Raw genomic sequence first — 23,457 nt, 5'->3', positions numbered from 1 at the left:
GGAGCGGTGGGCGGTCGCCACCGGGATCCACGCCTCTACGCGCGTCGCCGCACTACGAGGCCCGGCCACAGGTCGTTTCACGTTGGGGGCCGGCGGGAACCGGCCCGCACACAAAAGAGACCCTCAGGGCAAACGGCCTCCGAAGGTCGCCATGGTGCTACAGGCGTTGATTCACCATACGGCAGGACACCGCCGCATATGGAAGGACTTGAGACACGGATCACAGGTGTCGGGGGAACCGCACACGCCGTTTCCAAGGTCCTTACCACGATCGCACCCCAGAGGCAGAGGTCCGAGCACCTACCCCCGGTACGTAAGAGCCGGGTATGCCAACGGTAAGAATCAAGGATTCCGGTCACACCCCAGCTCAGGGCGTCGCAGGTCTACCATCACCTCATGACCCGTGTACTGCTCGCCGAGGACGATGCGTCCATCTCGGAGCCGCTGGCCCGCGCTCTGCGCCGGGAGGGCTACGAGGTCGAGGTCCGCGAGGACGGACCCGCCGCTCTCGACGCCGGACTGCAAGGCGGCGTCGACCTGGTCGTGCTCGACCTCGGTCTGCCCGGCATGGACGGTCTGGAGGTGGCCCGCCGCCTGCGTGGCGAAGGCCACGCCATCCCGATCCTCATCCTGACCGCGCGCGCAGATGAGGTGGACACCGTCGTCGGGCTCGACGCGGGCGCCGACGACTACGTCACCAAGCCGTTCCGGCTCGCCGAGCTGCTCGCGCGCGTACGGGCCCTGCTCCGGCGCGGCGCCGCCGAGCCGCAGCAGCCGCCCGCCACGCACGGCGTGCGCATCGACGTCGAGTCGCACCGCGCCTGGATGGGCGAGGAGGAGCTCCAGCTCACCGCCAAGGAGTTCGACCTGCTGCGGGTGCTGGTGCGCGACGCGGGCCGGGTCGTCACCCGCGACCAGCTGATGCGGGAGGTCTGGGACACGACCTGGTGGTCGTCGACCAAGACCCTCGACATGCACATCTCCTGGCTGCGCAAGAAGCTCGGCGACGACGCGGCCAATCCCCGCTACATCGCCACCGTGCGCGGTGTGGGTTTCCGTTTCGAGAAGAGCTGAGCCGCGAGGCGGGCTCGGGTAACAGGACATGCGTCGCCGACTGATCCAGTCCACGCTCGCCGTGGTGCTCGTCGTGATCGCCGTCTTCGGCGTCTCCCTCGTCATCGTCGAGACCCGGACGATCAGCAACAGCGCCCAGGAGCGGGTGGAGTCCGAGGCGGTCCGGCTGGCCAGCATCGTCGACAGCCGGCTCTTCGTCGCCCAGCAGGTCGACGCGGAGGTCCTGCGCGAACAGGTCACGCAGGACCGCTACTACGCGGTGATCCGGATCCCCGGGGAGTCGCCCATCGAGGTCGGCACGAAACCCGCCGGGGACGTCATCAGCGCGACCGCGCCCGGTGAGGAGGGCGAGACGGTCACCGTCCAGGAACCGCGCTCCTCGGTGACCCGTGAGGTCGGCCGGACGCTGCTGATCATCGCGCTGGTCGCGCTGCTGGCGGTGGTGGCCGCGGTGCTGCTGGCGGTCCGCCAGGCGAACCGGTTGGCGTCGCCGCTGACCGACCTCGCGGAGACGGCCGAGCGGCTCGGCTCGGGCGACCCGCGGCCCCGGCACAAGCGGTACGGGGTGCCCGAGCTGGACCGGGTGGCGGATGTGCTGGACGGCTCCGCCGAGCGCATCGCCCGCATGCTGACCGCCGAACGCCGGCTGGCCGCGGACGCCTCCCACCAGCTGCGCACGCCGCTCACGGCGCTGTCGATGCGGCTGGAGGAGATCACCCTCACGGACGACCCGGACACGGTGAAGGAGGAGGCGACGATCGCCCTGACGCAGGTCGAGCGGCTCACGGACGTCGTGGAGCGGCTGCTGACGAACTCCCGCGATCCGCGCACCGGCTCCGCCGTCTCCTTCGACCTCGACGAGGTCATCCAGCAGCAGCTCGCCGAGTGGCGGCCGGCGTACCGCAGCGCGGGGCGGGCGATCGTCAGCTCCGGCAAACGGCATCTGCGGGCGGTGGGCACACCCGGCGCGGTCGCGCAGGTCCTGGCCGCGCTGATCGAGAACTCCCTCATGCACGGCGGTGGCACGGTGGCCCTGCGCACCCGCGTCACCGGCAACCAGGCGGTCATCGAGGTCACGGACGAGGGCCCGGGCATCCCCGCCGATCTCGGCGCCCGCATCTTCGAACGGGCGATCAGCGGCCGCAACTCCACGGGCATCGGCCTGGCGGTGGCCCGCGACCTGGCGGAGGCCGACGGCGGCCGCCTGGAAATGCTCCAGACCAAACCCCCGGTCTTCGGCCTGTTCCTGTCCCGTACCCCCCTGCACAAGGGCGTGGACGGCGACGAGGAGTCGACAGTCCGCTAGGGCCGCGCCGGGCGTGCGAGGGCTACGGCACCTGCTGCTTCGCCTTCTCGGGTCCGGTCGGCCCGGTCTGCAGGACCGGGGACGGGGGAGCCGCCGGTTCCCGCGTGGGGAGGGCGCGGAAGACCCAGGAGCGGTAGGACCAGAAGCGGAACAGGGTCGCGATGCCGATGCCCAGGAACTTGAAGACGTTGTTCTGGAGCGGGGTGTTCCAGCCGAAGCCGTACGTGGCCGCGTACAGGACGCCGTTCTCGATGACCAGGCCGATGGCGCTGAACAGCAGGAACAGGGTCATTTCACGGGTACGGCGGCTCTTGTCGCGGTCGCGGTACGTGAAGTAGCGGAAGCCGACGTAGTTGAAGACGATCGCGACGACGGTCGCGATGACACTCGCGCGCACCACCTGGAGGTCGGTGGTGTGCCGCACCAGGTTGAAGACGGCGAGGTTGACCAGCACTCCGGCCCCGCCCACCGCGCCGAATTTGGCGACTTCGCGGACGACCCGTCGGAGCCGAGAGGCACCATGTCCCATGGTCGTGCAGGCCCCCGTCCGTTCGTCGGCGTCAACCCAGCCATGCTAACCACCCTCCCGCGCGATCTTCCTGCGGATGCCGGTGGACGGCCGGAGATGGTCCGGGCAGGGCCGGGGAGGGACGGGAAACCGGCCACTCTGGCGCGGCCGATACCCTGGGGGAGTGACGTTTCCGGTAGTCGGCATGGTCGGCGGTGGCCAGCTCGCTCGTATGACACACGAGGCGGGCATCCCGCTGGGCATCAGGTTCAAGCTCCTCAGTGACACCCCGCAGGACTCCGCTGCGCAGGTCGTGAGCGATGTCGTCGTCGGCGACTATCGCGATCTCGACACGCTGCGCGAGTTCGCCCGTGGGTGCGATGTGATCACCTTCGATCACGAACACGTACCCACCGAGCACCTCAGGGCTCTGGAGGCGGACGGCATCCCCGTGCGCCCCGGCCCCGACGCGCTCGTGCACGCCCAGGACAAGGGGGTGATGCGCGCGAGGCTCGACGCGATCGGCGTCCCCTGCCCCCGGCACAGGATCGTTTCCGATCCGCAGGACGTGGCCGCCTTCGCGGCCGAGAGTGGGGGAGGATTCCCCGTCGTCCTCAAGACCGTCCGCGGCGGTTACGACGGCAAGGGCGTGTGGGTCGTCGACTCCGCCGAGGAGGCCGCCGATCCCTTCAAGGCCGGCGTACCCGTGCTCGCCGAGGAGAAGGTCGACTTCGTCCGCGAGCTCGCCGCCAACGTCGTGCGCTCCCCGCACGGGCAGGCCGTGGCCTACCCGGTCGTCGAGTCCCGCCAGGTGAACGGCGTCTGCGACACGGTCATCGCCCCGGCGCCCGACCTCGACGAGGCCCTCGCCCTGGAGGCCTCCGAGATGGCGCTGAACATCGCCAAGGAACTCGGCGTCGTCGGCCACCTCGCCGTCGAGCTGTTCCAGACCCGCGACGGCCGCATCCTCGTCAACGAGCTCGCGATGCGCCCGCACAACTCCGGCCACTGGTCGATGGACGGCGCCGTCACCAGCCAGTTCGCCAACCACGTCCGGGCGGTCCTGGACCTGCCCCTCGGCGACCCGCGCCCGCGCGCCCCGTGGACCGTCATGGTCAACGTCCTCGGCGGCGACTACCCGGACATGTACTCCGCGTACCTGCACTGCATGGCCCGCGACCCCCAGCTCAAGATCCACATGTACGGCAAGGACGTGAAGCCCGGCCGCAAGGTCGGTCACGTCAACACCTACGGCGACGACCTGGACGACGCGCTGGAGCGCGCCCGTCACGCAGCCGGCTACCTGAGAGGCACCATCACCGAATGAGCCCTGTTGTTGGCATCGTCATGGGGTCGGACAGCGACTGGCCCGTCATGGAGGCCGCCGCCAAGGCCCTCGACGAGTTCGAGATCGCCTACGAGGTCGACGTCGTCTCCGCGCACCGCATGCCGCGCGAGATGGTCGCCTACGGCGAGCAGGCCGACGGCCGCGGGCTCAAGGTGATCATCGCCGGGGCGGGCGGCGCCGCCCACCTGCCCGGCATGCTCGCCTCCGTGACCCCGCTGCCCGTCATCGGCGTGCCCGTGCCGCTGAAGTACCTCGACGGCATGGACAGCCTCCTGTCGATCGTGCAGATGCCGGCCGGTGTCCCCGTCGCCACGGTCTCCGTGGCCGGTGCCCGCAACGCCGGTCTGCTGGCCGCCCGCATCCTCGCCGCGCACGACGAGGAACTGCGCGGCCGGATGCGCGACTTCCAGCAGGAGCTGAACGACCAGGCCACCGAGAAGGGCAAGCGGCTGCGCTCCAAGGTCGAGGGCTCGGGCGGATTCGGCTTCGGCGCGGGGAAGTGACGACGATGACCTCCCTGGAGGCAGCCCGGGAACTCCTGCGCGAGTTCCCGGTCGTCGACGGCCACAACGACCTGCCCTGGGCGCTGCGCGCACAGGTCCACTACGACCTCGACGCCCGGGACATCGCCGCCGACCAGAGCGCGCACCTGCACACCGACATCCCCCGGCTGCGCGCGGGCGGTGTCGGCGCGCAGTACTGGTCGGTGTACGTCCGCACGGACTCGCCGGAGCCGGTCGCCGACACCCTCGAACAGATCGACTGCGTACGGCAGTTGCTGGCCCGTCACCCCGAGGACCTGCGTCCCGCGCTCACCGCCGCCGACATGGAGGCCGCGCGCGGGGAGGGCCGTATCGCCTCGCTCATGGGCGCGGAGGGCGGTCACTCCATCGCCAACTCCCTGGGCACCCTGCGCGGCCTGTACGGCCTCGGCGTGCGGTACATGACCCTCACCCACAACGACAACGTGGACTGGGCGGACTCCGCGACCGACGAGCCGAAGGCCGGTGGCCTGACCGCGTTCGGCCGTGAGGTCGTCCGGGAGATGAACCGGCTCGGCATGCTCGTCGACCTCTCCCACGTGGCGGCGACGACCATGCGGGACGCGCTCGACGCGAGCTCGGCCCCGGTCATGTTCTCCCACTCCTCCGCACGGGCCGTGTGCGACCACCCGCGCAACGTCCCCGACGACGTCCTGGAACGGCTTCCGGCCAACGGCGGCATGGCGATGGTGACGTTCGTGCCGAAGTTCGTGCTCCAGGCGGCCGTGGACTGGACGGCGGAGGCCGACGAGAACATGCGCGCCCACGGCTTCCACCACCTCGACACCACCGCGGAGGCCATGAAGGTCCACCGCGCCTTCGAGGAGCGGCACCCGCGCCCGGTCGCGACGGTGTCGACGGTCGCCGACCACCTGGACCACATGCGCGAGGCGGCCGGCATCGACCACCTCGGCATCGGTGGCGACTACGACGGCACGGCCTTCACCCCCGACGGCCTCGCCGACGTCTCCGGCTACCCGAACCTCCTCGCGGAACTACTGGAGCGCGGCTGGTCCAAGGCCGACCTGACCAAGCTGACCTGGAAGAACGCGGTCCGGGTCCTGGACGCGGCGGAGGACGTGGCCCGCGGGCTTCAGGCGACGCGGTCGCCGTCCAACGCCACGATCGGGTCGCTGGACGCGTCCGCCGGCTGATCGCCGAGGGCGGGGTAGTCGGTGTAGCCGGTCGCCCCGCCCACATACATGAAGTACCGGTCGCGCATCTCGTTCAGGGGCGCCCCGAGCCGCAGCCGCCGACCTGGTCCGCTCCCGGGACACCCTGGACGAGGTGATCGGGGCGGCCCGGCTGCCCTGAGGACACCTGTGTGCGTGGCCGGCGCCCTACTCCGAACGCCCCGCCCATCAGGAACCGCTCCCCGCTCCGTGCGACGGTGACCGTACCTCACGAACGACCGTACGGAGCCGCCATGGCAGACCTCCAGGACGACCTGCGCACCACCGCCGCGGCCGCCGGCGAGTTCGACGAGCTGGCCGAGCCGTACCCCGACGAGGGCGTCGTCACGGCGGAGGCCTACGAGCCCGTCTCCGACCCGGACGACGCGCCCATGACCCGGGCCCGCGCCATCCTCGCCGCGCACCCCGTCGCCGACGGCTACAACGGACTGCCCTGGGCGCTCAAGCGCCTGTCCTGGTACGACCTGGAGGACGGCGAGAGCACCGTCGACACGGATGTGCCCCGGCTGCGCAGCGGCCATGTGGGCGCCCTGTTCTGGTCGTTGCACCTGCCCGAGGGCCTCGACGGCGACCGGGCCGTCGGCGCCACCCTGGAGCAGCTGGACCTGGCGAAGGCGGTCGTCCGGACCTGTGAGCAGGGCCTGCGGCCGGCCTGCACGGCCGGGCAGGTCGCGGACGCCCGCAACTGCGGCCGTGTCGCCGTGCTCCTCGGCCCCGCCGGCGCCCCGGCCCTGGGCGACTCGATCGGCATCCTGCGTCAGCTGCACCTGCTCGGCCTGCGCGTCCTCACGCTGACCGGGGTGTCCTGGGCGAGCGAGGCGGGGCTGACCCGGTTCGGTGAGGAGGTCGTGCGCGAGATGAACCGCCTCGGCGTGATCGCGGACCTCTCCGGCGCCTCCACCCAGACCCTGCGTCGCGTCCTGAGCCTCTCCCGGGCACCGGTGCTGTGCAGCCGCTCCGCGGCCCGGAGCCTGCGCCCCCACCCGGCCAACATCCCCGACGACCTGCTGGCGGAGCTGGGCGCGGCCAAGGGGCTGTGTCTGGTGCCGCTGACCGCCGAGCAGACCGGCCCGACCGTCCGCGATGTCGCCGACCACCTCGACCACATCCGTGCCGTGGCCGGAGCGCACTGCGTCGGGCTGTCCGGCACCTACGACTCCGGGGCCGCCCACCCGCAGGAGCTCGGCGACACGTCCTGCTATCCGCGGCTGATCGCCGAGCTGCTGCGGCGCGGCTGGGAGGAGGCCGATGTGGCGCTGCTGACCTGGGCCAACGTCCAGCGCGTCCTGCGCGGCGCCGACTTCACGGCCCGCGCCGCCCAGCAACGCCGCGAGCCGTCGACGGCGACGATCTCGGAGCTGGACGGGTAGCGGGCCTGCCGGCCGGTCCGGATCAGGCAGCACCCGGCCGGATCCGGCGTGCACCGGACTGGAGCCGGCGTGCACCGGACTGGAGCCGGCGTGCACCGGACTGGAGCCGGCGTGGACCGGACTGGAGCCGGCGTGGACCGGACCGGAGCCGGCGTGGACCGGACCGGATCCGGCGTGGACCGGACCGGATCCGGCGTGGACCGGACCGGATCAGGCGTGGACCGGACTGGAGCCGGCGTGGACCGGACCGGATCCGGCGTGGACCGGACCGGATCCGGCGTGGACCGGACCGGATCCGGCGTGGACCGGACCGGATCAGGCGTGTTCGATCCGGCACAGGCAGAACGGGTGTCCCGCCGGGTCGGCGTAGACGCGGAAGCCCTTCCTCTCGTCGTCCTCCTTGTCCAGCACCCGCGCGCCCAGCGCCGGCACCCGTTCCTCGGCCGCGTCGATCTCGTCCCAGGTGGACCCGGCGTCGAAGTCCAGGTGGAACTGCTGGGCATTGCGGTCGGCCCGCGGCCACTCCGGCGGGGTGTGGCCGGGGGAGCGCTGGAAGGCGAGCCGGGGCCCGCCGGGGATGCGCAGCACCACCCAGTCGGGATCGTCGTCCTCCGGCGTACCGCCGCCGACCCGCGCGTAGAAGCGGGCCGGCTCGCGGGGGTCGGGGCAGTCGACGACCACGGAACGGAAACGTGCCACGGCGGACACGGGGCATCCCGGTGTCAGCAGGCGCAGAGGCAGAACGGGTGCCCGGCCGGGTCGGCGTAAACCCGGAAGGTCCGTTCCCGGTCCTCGGCGTCCAGCGGCTTGGCCCCGAGCGCCAGCACGCCCTTCTCGGCCGCGTCCAGGTCGTCCACCACGAGATCGAGGTGGAACTGCTGCGAGTGGTCGGTGGACGGCCACTGCGGCGGTACGTATCCGGGAGCGGCCTGGAAGGCCAGAGGTGTGCCGCCCGGCACCTTCAGATCGACCCACACGTCCTCCCCGTCGGTCTCCACCGTCGGCGTGCCGCCGAGCACCTCGGCGTAGAAGGCGGCCAGTGCGTGCGGGTCGGGACAGTCCAGGACGACGACACCCAGTTTTGCGAGAGCCATGACCTTCTCCTCGAAGTCGCGGTTGCCTTCACCGTTACCTGCAAAGGCGAGTAACCAGTAACCGTTACTGCATGCTCCCGCATGGGCGGTAACCTCGCAAGAGGAAATCCGAGAGGTACGGTCCAGCCATGACGGAGAGATCGCCCGCGCCCGGCGGCCTGGCCCTGGTCGAGGCCCTGGTGAACACGCTGGACATCGAATCGGGCGCGGACGCGCTGGACACGGCGGAGGGCCGGACGCGGTTCGCGATCACCGGGGACGACGAGGCCGAGCAGGCCCGGGCCCTGCGCGAGTCCCTGCGCGCGGTCCTGCTCGCTCACGCCGGCCACCCGCCGCACCGCGCGGTGCCCCCGCTCGGCGACCTCCTGACCTCGGCCCCCCTGGTCGTCACGGTCGACCCGGCGGACGGCTCGGCCGCCCTCGCGCCCGCCGACGCCGGTTCCCTCCACGCGCGCGTGGCCGCCGCCGTCGCCGAGTCCCTGGTCGCCGGCACCTGGACCCGCCTCAAGGCCTGCGAGGCCGCCGACTGCCACTGGGCCTACTACGACCGCAGCCCGGCAGGCCGCGGCCGCTGGTGCTCGATGCAGGTCTGCGGTGCCCGGGCGAAGATGCGCCGGTACCGGGCCAAGGACGCACAGGGCACCACGCGCTCCGGCCCGGTGGTGCAGAATGCAGGAGACGCCGATTCGGCCGACTGAGCCTCGGCCGAACCGGCGTCACCTGTGGGGCGCTTGTCGCGCTCAGGCCTTCGGACGCCCCATCGCCCGGTACGTCCAGCCGGCCTTGCGCCAGCGCTCCGGGTCCAGGGCGTTGCGGCCGTCCAGGATGACCCGCGCCGCCGCGACCTCGCCGAGCGCCTCCGCGTCCAGCTCGCGGAACTCCCGCCACTCCGTCAGGTGCAGCACGATGTCGGCGCCGCGCACGGCATCCAGCGCCGAGTCGGCGTAGCCGAGGGTCGGGAACACACCGCGGGCGTTGTCCATGCCCTTCGGGTCGTACACCGTGACCTGGCCGCCCTGGAGATGGATCTGCCCGGCCACGTTGAGCGCGGGCGAGTCCCGTACGTCGTCCGAGTCGGGCTTGAAGGTCGCGCCCAGCACCGCCACCCGCTTGCCCAGGAACGGCCCGCCGCCCAGCGCCTGCCGGGTCAGCTCCACCATCTGTCCGCGCTGGCGCATGTTGATCGAGTCGATCTCCCGCAGGAACGTCAGCGCCTGGTCCGCGCCCAGCTCACCGGCGCGCGCCATGAACGCCCGGATGTCCTTCGGCAGACAGCCGCCGCCGAAGCCGATCCCGGCCCGCAGGAACTTCTTGCCGATCCGGTCGTCGTACCCGATGGCCTCCGCCAGCTTGGCGACGTCCCCGCCCGCGGCCTCGCACACCTCCGCCATCGCGTTGATGAAGGAGATCTTCGTGGCGAGGAAGGAGTTCGCGGAGGTCTTCACCAGCTCCGAGGTCGGGAAGTCCGTGACCACGAACGGCGAGCCCTCGGCGATCGGCGTCGCGTACACCTCCCGCAGCAGCTTCTCGGCCCGCTCGCTGCGCACGCCGACCACGAGACGGTCGGGGTGCAGCGTGTCGTCCACGGCGAAGCCCTCGCGCAGGAACTCCGGGTTCCACGCCAGCTCGGCGTCCTCCCCGGCGGGCGCGTGCGCGGCCAGGTAGGCGGCCAGACGGTCCGCGGAACCCACGGGCACCGTCGACTTGCCGACGACCAGCGCCGGACCGTGCAGATGCGGGGCCAGCGAGGCCATCGCGGCGTCGACGTAGCTCATGTCGCAGGCGTACTCGCCGTGCCGCTGCGGGGTGTTCACACAGACGAAGTGCACGTCGCCGAACGCGCCGATCTCGGCCCAGTCCTGGGTGAAGCGCAGCCGGCCGCTGGAGCCCTCGATGCCGGCGACATGCTTGCGCAGCAGCTCCTCGAGACCCGGCTCGTACATCGGGGCCTCGGCGCGCTCCAGCTTCTCGATCTTCTCGCGCACGACGTCGAGGGCGAGCACCTCGAAGCCCAGCTCGGCCATGGCCGCCGCGTGTGTCGCGCCGAGATAACCGGTGCCGATCACGGTGATCTTCAGGGCCATGGGTACTCCAGGGGTCTACGGCATGTGGTGCGCGCCCGAGCATATCCGGGGCATGGCGGCGCGCTTCAACGGGCAACTTCTCCGCTGTCGCCTAGCTCACGTATCACTCCCGTGGGCGACCCCATAAACTTTTGATTACTTAACGGTAGTTAGCGTCACCGTCGCAGCGTTTTGGAGCGTGAGAGACCTTGGCCGGATCGGCTGACTTCGACCTGTACCGCCCGTCCGAGGAGCACGACATGCTCCGTGACGCCGTCCGCTCGCTGGCCGAGGCGAAGATCGCGCCGCACGCCGCCGCGGTGGACGAGGAGGCCCGATTCCCGCGCGAGGCCCTCGACGCGCTGGTGGCGAACGACCTGCACGCCGTGCACGTACCCGAGGAGTACGGCGGCTCCGGCGCGGACGCGCTCGCCACCGTCATAGTGATCGAGGAAGTCGCCCGGGTCTGCGCCTCCTCCTCGCTCATCCCGGCCGTGAACAAGCTGGGCTCCCTGCCGGTGATCCTCTCCGGCTCCGAGGACCTGAAGAAGCGGTACATGACGCCGCTCGCCAAGGGCGACGGCATGTTCTCCTACTGCCTCTCCGAGCCGGACGCCGGCTCCGACGCCGCGGGCATGAAGACCAAGGCCGTCCGCGACGGCGACCACTGGATCCTCAACGGCGTGAAGCGCTGGATCACCAACGCCGGCGAGTCCGAGTACTACACGGTGATGGCCGTCACCGACCCGGCGAAGCGCTCCAAGGGCATCTCCGCCTTCGTCGTCGAGAAGTCCGACGAGGGCGTCTCCTTCGGCGCCCCCGAGAAGAAGCTCGGCATCAAGGGCTCCCCGACCCGCGAGGTCTACCTCGACAACGTCCGCATCCCCGCCGACCGCATGATCGGCGAGGAGGGCACCGGCTTCGCCACGGCGATGAAGACGCTCGACCACACCCGCATCACCATCGCCGCCCAGGCCCTCGGTATCGCCCAGGGCGCCCTCGACTACGCCAAGGGCTACGTCCAGGAGCGCAAGCAGTTCGGCAAGCCGATCGCCGACTTCCAGGGCATCCAGTTCATGCTCGCCGACATGGCCATGAAGATCTCGGCCGCCCGGGCCCTGACCTACCAGGCCGCCGCCGCGTCCCAGCGCGTCGACGCCGACCTCACCTACCTCGGCGCCGCCGCCAAGTGCTTCGCCTCGGACGTGGCGATGGAGGTCACCACGGACGCGGTCCAGCTCCTCGGCGGATACGGCTACACCCGCGACTACCCGGTGGAGCGCATGATGCGCGACGCCAAGATCACCCAGATCTATGAAGGCACGAACCAGGTCCAGCGGATCGTGATGGCGAGGAACCTTCCGTAGAAGACGGAGGGACGTCCTGGGGTGCTGGCCCCGCCGCGTGAGCGGCGGGGCCGGACTCTTGTGGGAGACCCGCTGGGAGTCGACCCCGGTCGGGAGAGTGTCCGCCTTCCTGGCCGAGCACGCGAGGTGCTGTTGGCGCCGGAGAGGACAAGTGATACGGACGCCGAGGGGCTTCCCCCGCGTGTGCGTGCGGGGGAGGCCTTGTGCGGGAGTGCTCAGCTAATGGCCTGGTAGCCCTGCCATCCTTCGCTGACCTTGGCCATGGTGGAACTGCCGCTGCTGATGTCCAGATAGTTCCACAATGCGTTGTCGCTGCGGGTGAACCACAAGTCGAATGCCTTGCCGCTGCCGTTGGCATCTCCGGGTGAGGTGATCAGGGGAGTGCCGGTGGTGGTGAAGTTGGCGCCAGTCCGGACCTTGGCTGCCTGGTCGGCCAGTCCGTCGCCGTCGTCGCCGGTGCCGCGGTAGACGTAGAGGTTGCCGGTGGTGCGGTCGCGGGCGCCGAGGTCGACGCGACCGTCGCCGTTGGTGTCGCCAGGGGCGAACAGGTCCGTGTTCCTCCAGCTGTCGGGCCCGATGAGGATCGGTTCGCGGTCGGTGTCGAGGCGGTTGTCGGGGGCACCGAAGTACAGCCACAGCAGGTCACCCTGCCTGACCAGCAGATCGGGGTAGCCCGCGATGTCGTCGACACCGTCACTGTCGACGTCCAGCGGACCGTCGACGTCGCCGATGGCGAGGATCTGGTCGGCGTTCTGCCAGTGGTTGTTGGCGGAGTCGTAGACGGTGAGTTCTTGTTTGTCGTGGATGTCGCCGGTGCACTCACTGCAGGCGAATCCGTAGCCGGTGTTGGGGTGCAGCCAGAGTCGGTCGGAGCTGGCGGTGGCGTCGTGACGCAGGGCGATGAGGTCTTCGTAGCCGTCTCCCGTCCAGTCCCCCCGATGTGTGATCTTCGCTCCGGTCCAGGTGATGCTGCTGGCGGTATTGGAGGCCTCGGTGACGGTTCCGTCCCCGGCACCGTAGAAGCGGCGTAGCGTGCCGTCCTTGTCCACGGCCCACATGTCGGGGTTGCCGTCGCCGTTGATGTCTCCCGGTTGGTCGACCTTCAGTGGGCCGTTGGCGTAGAAGAGGTAGTCGGCGGTGTCCGACTTGTTGCCGGCCTTGTCGAGGCTGCGGGCGTAGAGGTGGTTGGGCCCAGCGGCCGTCGGGGTGAACTTGACCGTGACGCTGCCGCCCGCGCTGCCAGGGGTGGCGGTGCGCACAGCGGGGTCGGTATCGGTCCAGTACTCGTACTTGGTGACGTCGGTGACACCACCACTCGAGAGGGCGAAGGCCCCTTCCGTGCGGACGCTGCCGGTCACGGCGGGCCAGCCGTCGCTGCCGTCGGGGAACCGGCTGGAGGTGATGCCCGGCGGGGTGCTGGGCCGGTTGGGGTCGAAGACGAACCGGCAGCCGGGAGCGCCACTGGTGGGTGTCCAGTCGGAGTACAGGGAGCCGTCGTAGTTGCGGGCTTTCCAAGTGAAGTTGCCGTTCGCCAGCTTCAGGTAGGGGGTCAGTTCCGCCTTCGTGACCTTGAGTTTCGCGACAGTGCCGGACGAGACGGAGACCGTCTTGTCAACGATGATCACGCCCTTCGGGTCGTCGTTGGGGTGGTGGCCAGTGGCCCATAGATTGAACTCGATCTTGACGGTGCCGCCGTCGCTGTCGCTGCCCTTGGCGGTCAGGTAGATGTCCGTGTTGCCGATCAGCCCGTAGGGGGCGGTGTCGCCGCATCCCTTGCTGTTCTTGGTGCTGGGGATGGTGTCCAGGCCGGTGGGGGCGTTGGGGTAGGTGTTGTATTGGGTGGAGAGTACGGCCGACTTGGCGTCGAACTTCTTCCATCCGTACACGTCGGACTCATTGGAGGCTGCGAGCTCGAAGGTGATGGTGTTCCACTTGCCTGCTGCGGCGTCCTTGGCCCCCTCGGTGACGTTGAAGGCGAGGTTGCCGGCCGGGCAGTCGGAGCTCCAGCCTTTGGCGTCGGTGATGGTGGACATCTTCTCGCGCCGGTCGGGGCGGTTGTTCCACGTGGTGGATGAGGTGATGGCGGTGGTGCGCCACAGCTCGACGGGCTTGGCGGTGCAGGACCAGGACCAGCTGTTCTTGATCCGGAACGTGGACTTGATGACCTGCTTCTTCGTGTTCCACAGGTTCTTGGTGTTCATGCGGAAGTAGGAGCGGGCCAGGCCGTTGGTTTCATTCTCGTAGCCCGCCCGGGCGGTGGTGGTGCCGCCGCTGAAGCCGGCGCCGTTGAAGAAGGAGCTGTTCGGGTACTTCTTGTAGGCGATGGTCCACGAGTGGCGCGAGCCCTCGACGTAGGGGTCGATGTAGACCGGGTAGGTCGTGCCCTTGCCGGTCATCAGGTCCGAGTCCGGAGTCAGTTGCAGGCTGTCGTCCGTGACCTTGACGGGGATGGCGGCCTGCTGTGCTCCTTGCCGTGGTTCGAACTCGTCGTGGCCCGCAGGGGTACCCGCGGGCCCATCGGCAGTGGCCATCCGCAGACTCATGGAGGCCGTGCTGTCGGACGAGCTGTCCCACATACGGGGGGTCGGTGCGGTGAACAGCTCCTGTCCGCCCGGGTTGACGGCGCTCAGATTGCCGTTCTCGTCCGTCGTGACGTCCACACCGTCGCTGGACATCTGATATCCGATGGTCTTCAGGTCTGGATTCGCGGCGGCCTGAGCGGACTTCACGACGAGCAACTGCGCGAATCCGGAGGCGGTGGCGCGCAGCTTGAGGTCCACATCGGGCAGCACGCCCGGATAGGTGACCGTGTCGCCTGCGATCTGCGGCTTGGGCAGGTCGGCGGGCCAGGACAGGGAGATGCTACGACCGTCTCGGGTGATGGTCGCCAGCGGTCCCTCGCCACCGCCGGAGAACTCAAGACCCACTGTGGTGGCCTCAGGCGTGATCTTCCCGTCTGCGCCCAGGCTGAGAGCGGTGTCGATGTCAACGAGCCTGTTGCCCTTGCGCGCCCACTGGGCGGTGGCGTAGCGCTCCTCGGTGAACGTGCCCGAGGGGTTGGCGAACACCTGCGACGCCTCGGTGCGGAGGGAGAGGACCTCCACTGGCTCCCCCGATTCCGCGGCGTCAGCCAGCGCCTGTGACTCCTGGGATGAGTACTGCTGCCCGCTGGGCGAAGAGGACGGGCCGGCATCTGCAGCTGACGGCACGGCCGAGATCAACGACATTGTCAGGGCCGATGCGATGACAGCGACGACGGATACGCGACGCGCCTTTCCAGACCGTGGCCATCTTCGATGGTCTGTCATTACGTCTCCTTTTCGTTTCCTGCACCAGATTGGGCGCACCATATAACGCTGACAAGTCGGCGCGAGGAGAGCTTGCATCGGGGTGCCAGGAGTGAGTCGTATGGCGATTTTTGGGCTGCGCGCGGACGGTGTCAGAGATTCGCATCTTGGATAGATCGTTTAATTTTGGGCAACTGCGGAGAATCTGGACTGACCGCCTGTGGAGCTGCCAACTCGCCAATAAAGTAAGGGCGTTTGGCGCGCCCTCCGGTTGCTCTCAATAAGGATGACGCAGCTTTCGATCCTTTCCGGAAGATAACATTCTGCTCACTCCGATCCGCAGAAAGGCAAGAACGAGCCAATCCCTTGATCGGTCATTTACTGCTGCTTTTGTGCGGTGATACGTTCCGCAAGATCTTCACGCTCTTGGGTCTCTCGCGGGGGGAATTGTGTCCGGTTTGCGAATGAAGGGGACGAGAGGTCCCGGTCGTACGATCAAGAGACGGGTGCAGTGGGCACGCTGGATCGCGGTGTCGCTGATCGCCTATCTGGTGGCCGGCCTGCTGGGCGGCCCGGTGGCCGCGGCGGCCGAACTGTCGCTGGCGAAGCTGAAGAACCCGGATCCGGTTCCCGTCGAGTCGGTGAAGAAGCACCGGATCTCCCGCCCGGATCAGACGGCTGCCCACTCCTGGAAGGCCGGGCCGAAATCGTCCTGGCCCAAGCCGGGCACCGCCACGGTCACTGTCCCGGCACATGGCAGCACGAAGACGGAGGCGGGCACTCTCCCTCTGCGTGTTTCCCCCCACCAGGGCAAGGTCGGTAAGAAGGCCTCGACGACGGCCCGCGCTGCACGGCAGACGCAGGTGCAAGTGCTGGATCAGAAGGCCGCCAAGACCGCGGGCGTGACCGGCGTGCTCCTGGCGGTGCGCCCGCTTCAGGGCGACAAGGGCTCGATAGACATCACCCTCGACTACTCCGGCTTCCGGCACGCCTACGGCGGCGACTGGGCCTCGCGGCTGACACTGCACCGCCTGCCGCAGTGCGCGCTGACCACGCCAAACGCCAAGAACTGCCAAAGCCTCACAGCTCTCAAGAGCGACAACGACGTCAAGACCGCGACGCTCTCGGCCGCTGTCCCCGTCGCCGCAGCGGACGAGGAGACGTCGTCCACCCCGGTGACGAAGGCGCCCGCCAAAACAAGTTCGGCCAGCGGTCTGGCGGCGAGTGACGGCACGGTTCTGCTGGCCGCCACGGCCGCCGCCTCAGGCGCGGCGGGCAACTTCACGGCCACCTCGCTGGCCCCGTCAGCGTCCTGGACGGCAGGTGGCTCCAGTGGCGGCTTCTCCTGGAACTACGGCATCGGCACCCCGGATGTGCCCGGCGGTGTCCAGCCGCAGCTGAGCCTGTCCTACAGTTCCCAGTCGGTGGACGGACGCACCGCGGCGACGAACAACCAGGCCAACTGGATCGGCGACGGCTGGTCCATGGAGCCGGGCTACATCGAGCGCCGGTACGTGTCCTGCTCGGAGGACACCACGGGAAGCAACGGCACCGACAAGAGCGGTGACCAGTGCTGGAAAAAGGACAACGCGGTCCTCAACCTGAACGGCCAGACCAATGTGCTCATCAAGGACGACGCGACCGGTGAGTGGCACCTGGAGGGCGACGACGGCACCAAGGTCGCCAAGCTGACCAGTTCCGCCCGCGGTAACGGTGACGACAACGGCGAGTACTGGCGGGTGACCACCCCGGACGGCACCCGCTACTACTTCGGCTACAACCGCCTGCCGGGCTGGGAGGACGGCAAGCCCGAAACCAACTCCACCTGGACCGTCCCGGTATTCGGCAACCAGAGCGGTGAGCCGTGCCACGCGGACGCGTTCAAGGACTCCTGGTGCCAGCAGGCCTGGCGGTGGAACCTCGACTACGTCGTCGACCCCCACTCCGACGCCATGGCCTACTACTGGAACAAGGAAACCAACCACTACGGCCGCAACGTCAACCCCGACACCGGCTCCTCGACGGCCACGGTCTACGACCGGGGCGGCTACCTCGACCACATCGACTACGGGCTGCGCTCCAGCACCATGTACGGTCAGAAGGCAGCCGGCCGAGTCGACTTCACCGTCTCGGAGCGTTGCCTGAGCGACTGCGCGGCCTTTGACTCCTCGCACGCCAAGAACTGGCCCGACGTGCCCTTCGACCGGTACTGCAAGGCGGGCGAGGCGTGCAAGGACCGCTACTCACCCTCCTTCTGGACCCGCAAGCGCCTCACTCAGATCGACACCTCGATACTCACGGGCGGCGCCTACAAGCCGGTCGACACCTGGAAACTCACCCACACTTTCCCCGCAACCGGCGACGGCTCCGCCCCGGCCCTGTGGCTGGCATCGCTCGCCCGCACCGGGCACACCGGCACCGGTGACGTCACGTTGCCCGCGGTCAGGTTCAAGGGGCAGCAACTCGCCAACCGCGTGGAGGGCGCCACGACCGGCGGCGCCCCGGACCCGGTGCCGCCGCTGGTGCGCTACCGCGTGTACGGAATCGACACCGAGACCGGCGGCACGATCGGCATCACCTACTCGGCCGCCGACTGCAAGGCCGGCAATGTGCCCACGCCGTCCTCCAACACTCGCCGCTGCTACCCCGTGATCTGGTCGCCGCCGGATGCCCCGGCCGCCGACTACGAGCCGTACCTGGACTGGTTCCACACCTATGTCGTCACCCAGGTCCTGGAGGCCGACAACACCGGCGGCGCACCGGTCAAGGAGACCGACTACGCGTATCTGGGCGGCATGGCCTGGGGCAAGGACGAGGACGAGTTCACCAAGGCCAAGCACCTCACCTACGGCGCCCGCAAGGGCTACGGCCGCGTCCAGGTCCGCACCGGCGCCCCGGCCGAGGGCCGGCAGACGCTGAAGGAGTACCGCTACTTCCGCGGCATCGACGGCGCGGAGATCGCCGACCACGAAGGCGTCAAGGTCACCGACCATGCCGCGTTCGCCGGGATGACCCGGGAGGAAGCCACCTACAACGGGGACGGCGGCACGCTGGAGAGCACCACCAGCTACGAGCCCTGGCACAGTGCCGCCACCGCGACTCAGACCCGCTCCGGTCTGTCGGCGCTCAAGGCGTACCTCACCGGAGGCAAGAGCGAGAAGACTCGCACGGCGGTCGGGGACGGCTGGCGCTCCACCCGGATCGTGCGGACCTTCGACGACTACGGCCTGCCTCTGACAGAGTCCGATCTCGGTGACACGGCCAAGACCGGCGACGAGGAGTGCACCACCACCAGCTACGCCCGCAACGCGGACAAGAACATGCTCACCCTGGTCAAGGAGGTGCGGACGGTCGCGGTGGCCTGTGACAAGACGCCGCTGCTGCCCGCCGACCTGATCTCCGTCGAGCGGCACTACTACGACGGTGCGACCAGCCTGGACGCCACGCCCGCCAAGGGGGACGTGACGCGCTTGGACGAGCAGGACGCCGCAGGCACCGGCTACCTCACCACCGCCAAGCACACCTACGACATCCACGGCCGCGAGCTGACCGACACCGACGCGAACGGCAACACGACCACCACCACGTACAAGCCGCTCACGATCGAGGCCCCGACCTCGAAGACCGAGACCAACGCCCTCGATCACAACACGACCACCACCTACGATCCCGCCCGCGGTGTGCCCACGGCAGCGGTCGACGCCAACGGCAAGCGCACGGACGCCACCTACGACGGCCTGGGCCGGACCCGACAGGTGTGGAATCCGGGTTGGGCCAAGGCCGACCACGCCGGACAACCCTCGACCGAGTTCAGCTACACCATCTCCACGACCGCCGCCAACGCCGTGGCGACCAAGTCCCTCCAGTACGACGGCTCGTACGCAACCAGCTACCAGCTCTACGACGGCCTGCTGCGCGAACGCGAGACCCAGGCGCCGGCGATCGGCACATCGAACAGGGTCGTCACCGAGACGCGGTACGACACCCGCGGCGACGTGTGGAAGACCTACGCGGCCTACTACACCGACGGCGCACCGTCGAAGACCCTGGTCTCCGGAGCCGACAACAAGATCCCGTCCATGACCGAGAACATCTATGACGGCATGGGACGGGTGACCGACGCGATCGCCCGCACCTACGGCGATGAGAAGTACCGCACGAAGACGGTGTATGAGGGTGACCGCACCACGGTGGTCCCACCCAAGGGCGGCACCGCCACCACGGTGATCGCTGACGCGCGCGGACGCACCGCCGAACGCCGTGAATACACGAACGCGGCCCGCACCACGTTCCAGTCGACCAGATACACCTACGGCAAGTTCGACGAGCCGCTGACCGTCACCGACCCGGCGGGCAACGTCTGGACGTACACCTTCGACGCCCGGGGCCGGCAGACCGACGTCGACGACCCCGACAAGGGCAAGAGCCACACCGCCTACGACAAACTCAACCACCCCGTCTCGGCCACGGACGCCCGCGGCACCACCCTGACGTCCGACTACGACGAACTCGGCCGCAAGACCGCGCTGAGGAAGGGCGGCACGCTGCTGGCCAAATGGACCTACGACACCGTCGCCAAGGGCCAGCCCTCCAGCAGCATCCGCTACATCGACGGCAAGGAGTACACCTCCGCCAACACCGCCTACGACGACCGCTACCAGCCCACCACCAGCACGGTCACCATCCCGGCCGAGGCCGGCGCACTCGCCGGCTCTTACACCTGGACCTTCGGCTACAACACGTACACCGGCCTCCAGGAGTGGATCAGGCACCCGGCCGTCGGCAACTTGCCCAGCGAGCGCCAGACCACCGTCTACGGCGAGGGCAACCTGCCGCACAAGACCACCGCCGGCTCGATCACCCTCGTCAACGCCACCAGCCACGACGTGTTCTCCCGGCCGGTACGCACCGAATACGGCACGCTCGGCAAGAAGGTCTACAACACCCGCGTCTACGACGAGTTCACCGGCCGGCTGACCCGGCAGACCTCCGACCGTGATCTCGCCCCGCAGCGCATCGACGACACGACCTACTCGTACGACGACGCGGGCAACGTCACCAACATCACCACCGCCAGCGGCCAGGACACCGGCAAAGCGGTCGACACCCAGTGCTTCGCCAACGATCCTCTGGGCCGCCTGACCGAGGCCTGGACCGCGAAGACCGACTGCTCCGCGCAGCCATCGGCCACCACGGTGGGCGGCCCCGATGCCTACTGGCAGACCTTCACCTACGACGCGGCCGGCAACCGTGTCAAGCAGGTCGACCACGGCACCGGCGCCCTCGCCGGATCGGACGCCACCGCGACGTACACGCACAACGATCCCAAGACAGGCCTGCCGCACGCCGTGCAGTCGGCCACCGTCACCGGCGGCGCCCACAACGGGCAGAAGAGCACCTTCGGGTACGACAAGGCAGGCAACACCACCAAGCGCGCCATCGGAACCCGGGAGCAGAGCATGACCTGGGACGCCGAAGGCCACCTCGCCACCCTCACCGAAGGCGGCAAAACCACCAGCTACCAGTACGACGCCGACGGCGACCGACTCATCACCAAGGACGCCGACGGCACCCAGACCCTCACCCTGCCCGGCGACAACGAACTCAAGGTCAAGGCGAACGGCACCAAGGAGGGTGTCCGCTACTACACCCACGAAGGTGAAACCGTCGCCGTCCGCACCAGCAGCGGCTTCTCCTTCCTCATACCCGACCAGCAGGGCACGGCGACGGCCGCCATCGCCATGACCACGCTCGCCGTCACCCGGCGCAAGCAACTCCCCTTCGGCGGCATACGATCCGAGCAGACCGAGTCCCTCCCGGGCACGCGCGGCTTCGTCGGCGGCACCAACGACCCCACCGGCCTCGTCCACCTCGGCGCCCGCGAATACGACCCCGTTCTGGGCCGTTTCCTTTCCGTCGACCCGGTCATCGACCTCGACGATCCGGCGCAGATGAACGCCTACTCCTACGCCCACAACAACCCGGTCACCAAGTCCGACCCCAGCGGCCTGCGCCCCGACGGCCCGGCAGGCGGAGCCTCGTACAACGACGAGCGATGGGCCGCCGAACGCGGCATGACGGCCGGCTGGACCAAGAAGAACAGCAAGTGGGTCTGGAAGCAGACACCGAAGAAGGACAAGGCCTCCCAGAAGAAGTACGCCGCCTACCGCGCCAACCCCACCACCTACAAGGTCTACGGCTCCAGCTACTACAAGGCGAAGGCCGCCGCACAGACGAAGCAGGCCCAAGCACGAGCCAAGGCGCAGGCCATCGCCCGGGCCAAGGCCGCAGAAGCCGAACGCCGCAAGAAGGACGGTATCTTCGGCAACATCATGAAGGGCAACTGGGGCACTGCCTGGAAGCAGACCAAGTCTGGGCTGCACGACACCTTCGGCACATGGGACGGCTGGAAGAACCGTGTCCTCCCTGCAGCCGGTTTCGTGACATGCGTCATTGCCTCCGCTGGTGTCTGTGGAGTTGTCGGTGCGGGTATCGCTACCGGGGTCTACGTTGGTGACGGGGTGAGCGGAAGTGGCTGGAATGAGACCGGTTTGGTAACGAACCTCGCGTGGGGAACCCTCGGGACGGGTGTCGCCTATAAGTACGCTCGATGGGGCGGAGCGACCCGAGGGGAGGCTATGTGGGGTCACGCCTTTTCTCGGACCTCGGTCGTCACCAAGCCAGCGACCACGACCAGTGGAGCAATTCGGCAACCCGGACCAATGAACTGGAGTGTGACCAGAGGGAACATGCTCGCCAACAGTAACTTCGCCCTCGGGTTCTGCGGCGCTGGAAGCCTGAGCCCCGGAAAGACGATCGGCTCTTGCTGATGTGCGGATGGAATTGGACTCGTGGGGGCGTACGCCCCCACGAGCACGAGCAAGAAGAACGGACGTCAGCCTGATGAAATATGGACGGGTCGCTGGTGGACGCGTACTTCGCCGCCGGTCCTTTAGGGTGTTGGCTGTGCTGGTCCTGATTTTGTTCGGGGGAGGAGCTCTTTTCCCCGCTTCCGCTGCAATCTCCAGCGGTGAGGCAGGCCCAATGTTCGGGGCGGCGGTCTGCCTTGGAGTCGGATCCATGGCATATCGAACAATGCGCAGCAGGATCCATCTTACCGACGCCTCACTCATTCTCGTGAATCCCATCTTCAGCTACGAATTTCCTTATTCCGCGATCCGGAAAATTGAGACCAATCCATCCGGTAGCCTGATCATTTTCCCCAAGGAGTACACTCCAAAGAATGAGGGGGAAGGGTACCTCGCTGTGGGGTATGCTGGCTCGCTGCTCGACCGCATCTTCAAGACTTCGGAAAGGGCGGCTCGGGAGTTGAAGAAAGCTCAGAAGAAGGGGCGACGCATGGAAGGAGCAGACGGCCCTGTGCGGCGTCGTATTGCAGCGGATGCTGTAGCCGAATTCATGGTGCTGGCAGCCGGTGGCTGCATGCTGGCATCCGTGCTATTGCGTTGACGAGGAGACGGCGAGGTCCCTCGGCGTGCTGGCAAAAGAGTTGCGTGGGTGGACCCGCTTCGGGCGGGTCCACCCACGGTCTACGGGAGCAGGTGAAGATGGTGAAGAGCTTCACCGCCGTCACGCAAAAGGGCAATGAATTCTACAGCAAGGTCCGCTATTTCGGACTGGGTGCATCTATTGCCATGTCAGGGGTGGGGGTGTTTATCGCAACAAGTAAGGGAAACTCAGGTGAACCGCTACTCAACAGGTCAATCGTGGGCGGGCTAATCAGTACTGCGATCACATGGCTGGCTTGGGTGTTGACTGTTCGCCCCCGCGTGACGCTATCGAGTGACTCGGTTAAGGTGCGAAATTGGATTACTGAGACTGTGGTTCCTTATTGCTACATTGCCAGGGTGCGGACGAATGATGGACTGGTCTTTGAGCTCAAAGACGGATCCGAACTCAGAGGGTGCGTGGTCGGTAATTCACTCATCGGGCAGTTCGGAGGCTACCCGTCAGCCAAGCGGATCAGGCGCGCAATTCAGCCCTTCCTGGGCTCTGAAGAGTCACTCGAAGGCGAGAGGATGCAGGAAAAGTTTTCTCTCTCGCTGCAAGTTCCACTGATAATTATCATGCTGCACGCATTGTGTTATGGAATTCTGAAGTATATCTTTCATGTATCTTGACCTCGATCGGCGTGGTCAAGTTGTCTGGAGGATGGCTGGCTGAGCGGGTGGCCGGGTGTGATGGGGGAAGTTGCCAGCCAGGAGGAGCCGTCGCAGGAGGGCTGGCAGCAAAACTTGGCGGAGTTGGACTTGTCTCTCATCCTAGGTGTCGTGCTATCCGGCGC

At 68.2% G+C, this 23,457-nt stretch carries 16 protein-coding genes and 1 pseudogene; 11 read left to right on the top strand and 6 right to left on the bottom strand.

Features of this window, described 5'->3' with window-relative positions:
• The first annotated feature begins 396 nt into the window (after window positions 1-396).
• Window positions 397-1,074 carry a response regulator transcription factor gene (locus tag G3I77_RS13955; protein WP_248503584.1) on the top strand — a complete coding sequence of 226 codons (678 nt, stop codon included), beginning with the start codon at window positions 397-399 and terminating at the stop codon, window positions 1,072-1,074.
• Window positions 1,075-1,102: 28 nt separating this feature from the next.
• Window positions 1,103-2,380: an ATP-binding protein gene (locus G3I77_RS13950; protein ID WP_248503582.1), complete on the top strand. Its 1,278-nt coding sequence runs from the start codon at window positions 1,103-1,105 to the stop codon at window positions 2,378-2,380.
• Between the two features lie 22 nt (window positions 2,381-2,402).
• On the opposite strand, the gene G3I77_RS13945 is transcribed toward G3I77_RS13950, so the two are convergent.
• Window positions 2,403-2,909, bottom strand: a complete 507-nt coding sequence (locus G3I77_RS13945) for a GtrA family protein (protein WP_248503580.1) — start codon at window positions 2,907-2,909, stop codon at window positions 2,403-2,405.
• Window positions 2,910-3,072: 163 nt separating this feature from the next.
• On the opposite strand from G3I77_RS13945, the gene G3I77_RS13940 reads away from it, so the two are divergent.
• The 3 genes from G3I77_RS13940 to G3I77_RS13930 are packed head-to-tail and all read left to right on the top strand — an operon-like array spanning window position 3,073 to window position 5,932.
• Entirely contained in the window at window positions 3,073-4,215 is a 1,143-nt protein-coding gene (locus G3I77_RS13940; RefSeq protein WP_248503579.1) for a 5-(carboxyamino)imidazole ribonucleotide synthase, read from the top strand.
• On the top strand, window positions 4,212-4,739 hold the full coding sequence (gene purE / locus G3I77_RS13935) for a 5-(carboxyamino)imidazole ribonucleotide mutase (protein ID WP_078885255.1): 528 nt from the start codon (window positions 4,212-4,214) through the stop codon (window positions 4,737-4,739). Before G3I77_RS13940 ends, purE begins: the two co-directional genes overlap by 4 nt.
• Window positions 4,740-4,744: 5 nt before the next feature.
• Window positions 4,745-5,932: a dipeptidase gene (locus tag G3I77_RS13930; protein WP_248503578.1), complete on the top strand. Its 1,188-nt coding sequence runs from the start codon at window positions 4,745-4,747 to the stop codon at window positions 5,930-5,932.
• Here G3I77_RS13930 and G3I77_RS13925 read toward each other — a convergent pair.
• A pseudogene (locus tag G3I77_RS13925) lies at window positions 5,872-6,030 on the bottom strand (alkene reductase); the annotation flags it as partial. The gene G3I77_RS13930 and the pseudogene G3I77_RS13925 sit on opposite strands and share 61 nt — an antisense overlap.
• A gap of 174 nt (window positions 6,031-6,204) precedes the next feature.
• On the opposite strand from G3I77_RS13925, the gene G3I77_RS13920 reads away from it, so the two are divergent.
• Entirely contained in the window at window positions 6,205-7,341 is a 1,137-nt protein-coding gene (locus G3I77_RS13920; protein WP_248503577.1) for a dipeptidase, read from the top strand.
• 315 nt (window positions 7,342-7,656) lie between these two features.
• Here the strand turns inward: G3I77_RS13920 and G3I77_RS13915 are convergent, their stop codons facing one another.
• Complete coding sequence (locus G3I77_RS13915) at window positions 7,657-8,049, bottom strand: VOC family protein (RefSeq protein ID WP_248503576.1); 393 nt, start codon at window positions 8,047-8,049, stop codon at window positions 7,657-7,659.
• A 14-nt stretch (window positions 8,050-8,063) separates the two neighbouring features.
• Complete coding sequence (locus G3I77_RS13910; protein WP_248503575.1) at window positions 8,064-8,435, bottom strand: VOC family protein; 372 nt, start codon at window positions 8,433-8,435, stop codon at window positions 8,064-8,066.
• 128 nt (window positions 8,436-8,563) lie between these two features.
• Here G3I77_RS13910 and G3I77_RS13905 point away from each other — a divergent pair, with 128 nt between their 5' ends.
• Window positions 8,564-9,133 (top strand): CGNR zinc finger domain-containing protein, encoded by a 570-nt coding sequence (locus G3I77_RS13905; protein ID WP_248503574.1) that lies wholly within the window; start codon window positions 8,564-8,566, stop codon window positions 9,131-9,133.
• A gap of 42 nt (window positions 9,134-9,175) precedes the next feature.
• Here G3I77_RS13905 and G3I77_RS13900 read toward each other — a convergent pair whose 3' ends face one another.
• Window positions 9,176-10,519, bottom strand: coding sequence for a UDP-glucose/GDP-mannose dehydrogenase family protein (locus tag G3I77_RS13900; RefSeq protein ID WP_248503573.1), 1,344 nt, complete (start codon window positions 10,517-10,519; stop codon window positions 9,176-9,178).
• Window positions 10,520-10,707: 188 nt separating this feature from the next.
• Between G3I77_RS13900 and G3I77_RS13895 the strand changes: the two genes are divergently transcribed.
• On the top strand, window positions 10,708-11,865 hold the full coding sequence (locus G3I77_RS13895) for an acyl-CoA dehydrogenase (RefSeq protein WP_248503572.1): 1,158 nt from the start codon (window positions 10,708-10,710) through the stop codon (window positions 11,863-11,865).
• Window positions 11,866-12,080: 215 nt separating this feature from the next.
• Here the strand turns inward: G3I77_RS13895 and G3I77_RS13890 are convergent, their stop codons facing one another.
• On the bottom strand, window positions 12,081-15,173 hold the full coding sequence (locus G3I77_RS13890) for an FG-GAP-like repeat-containing protein (RefSeq protein ID WP_374385389.1): 3,093 nt from the start codon (window positions 15,171-15,173) through the stop codon (window positions 12,081-12,083).
• Window positions 15,174-16,021: 848 nt separating this feature from the next.
• On the opposite strand from G3I77_RS13890, the gene G3I77_RS13885 reads away from it, so the two are divergent.
• The 3 genes from G3I77_RS13885 to G3I77_RS13875 all read left to right on the top strand — a co-directional run bounded on the left by G3I77_RS13885 (window position 16,022) and on the right by G3I77_RS13875 (window position 23,293).
• Complete coding sequence (locus G3I77_RS13885) at window positions 16,022-21,982, top strand: RHS repeat domain-containing protein (RefSeq protein ID WP_374385394.1); 5,961 nt, start codon at window positions 16,022-16,024, stop codon at window positions 21,980-21,982.
• Window positions 21,983-22,118: 136 nt separating this feature from the next.
• On the top strand, window positions 22,119-22,622 hold the full coding sequence (locus tag G3I77_RS13880) for a hypothetical protein (protein ID WP_248503568.1): 504 nt from the start codon (window positions 22,119-22,121) through the stop codon (window positions 22,620-22,622).
• A gap of 98 nt (window positions 22,623-22,720) precedes the next feature.
• Window positions 22,721-23,293 carry a PH domain-containing protein gene (locus G3I77_RS13875; protein ID WP_248503566.1) on the top strand — a complete coding sequence of 191 codons (573 nt, stop codon included), beginning with the start codon at window positions 22,721-22,723 and terminating at the stop codon, window positions 23,291-23,293.
• Window positions 23,294-23,457: the final 164 nt, after the last annotated feature.

The organism is Streptomyces sp. D2-8 (assembly GCF_023184515.1).
In the GTDB taxonomy this organism is placed as follows: domain Bacteria; phylum Actinomycetota; class Actinomycetes; order Streptomycetales; family Streptomycetaceae; genus Streptomyces.
The sequence above is the reverse complement of the archived record's forward strand: the minus strand, read 5'-3'. Positions and strand labels throughout refer to the sequence as shown.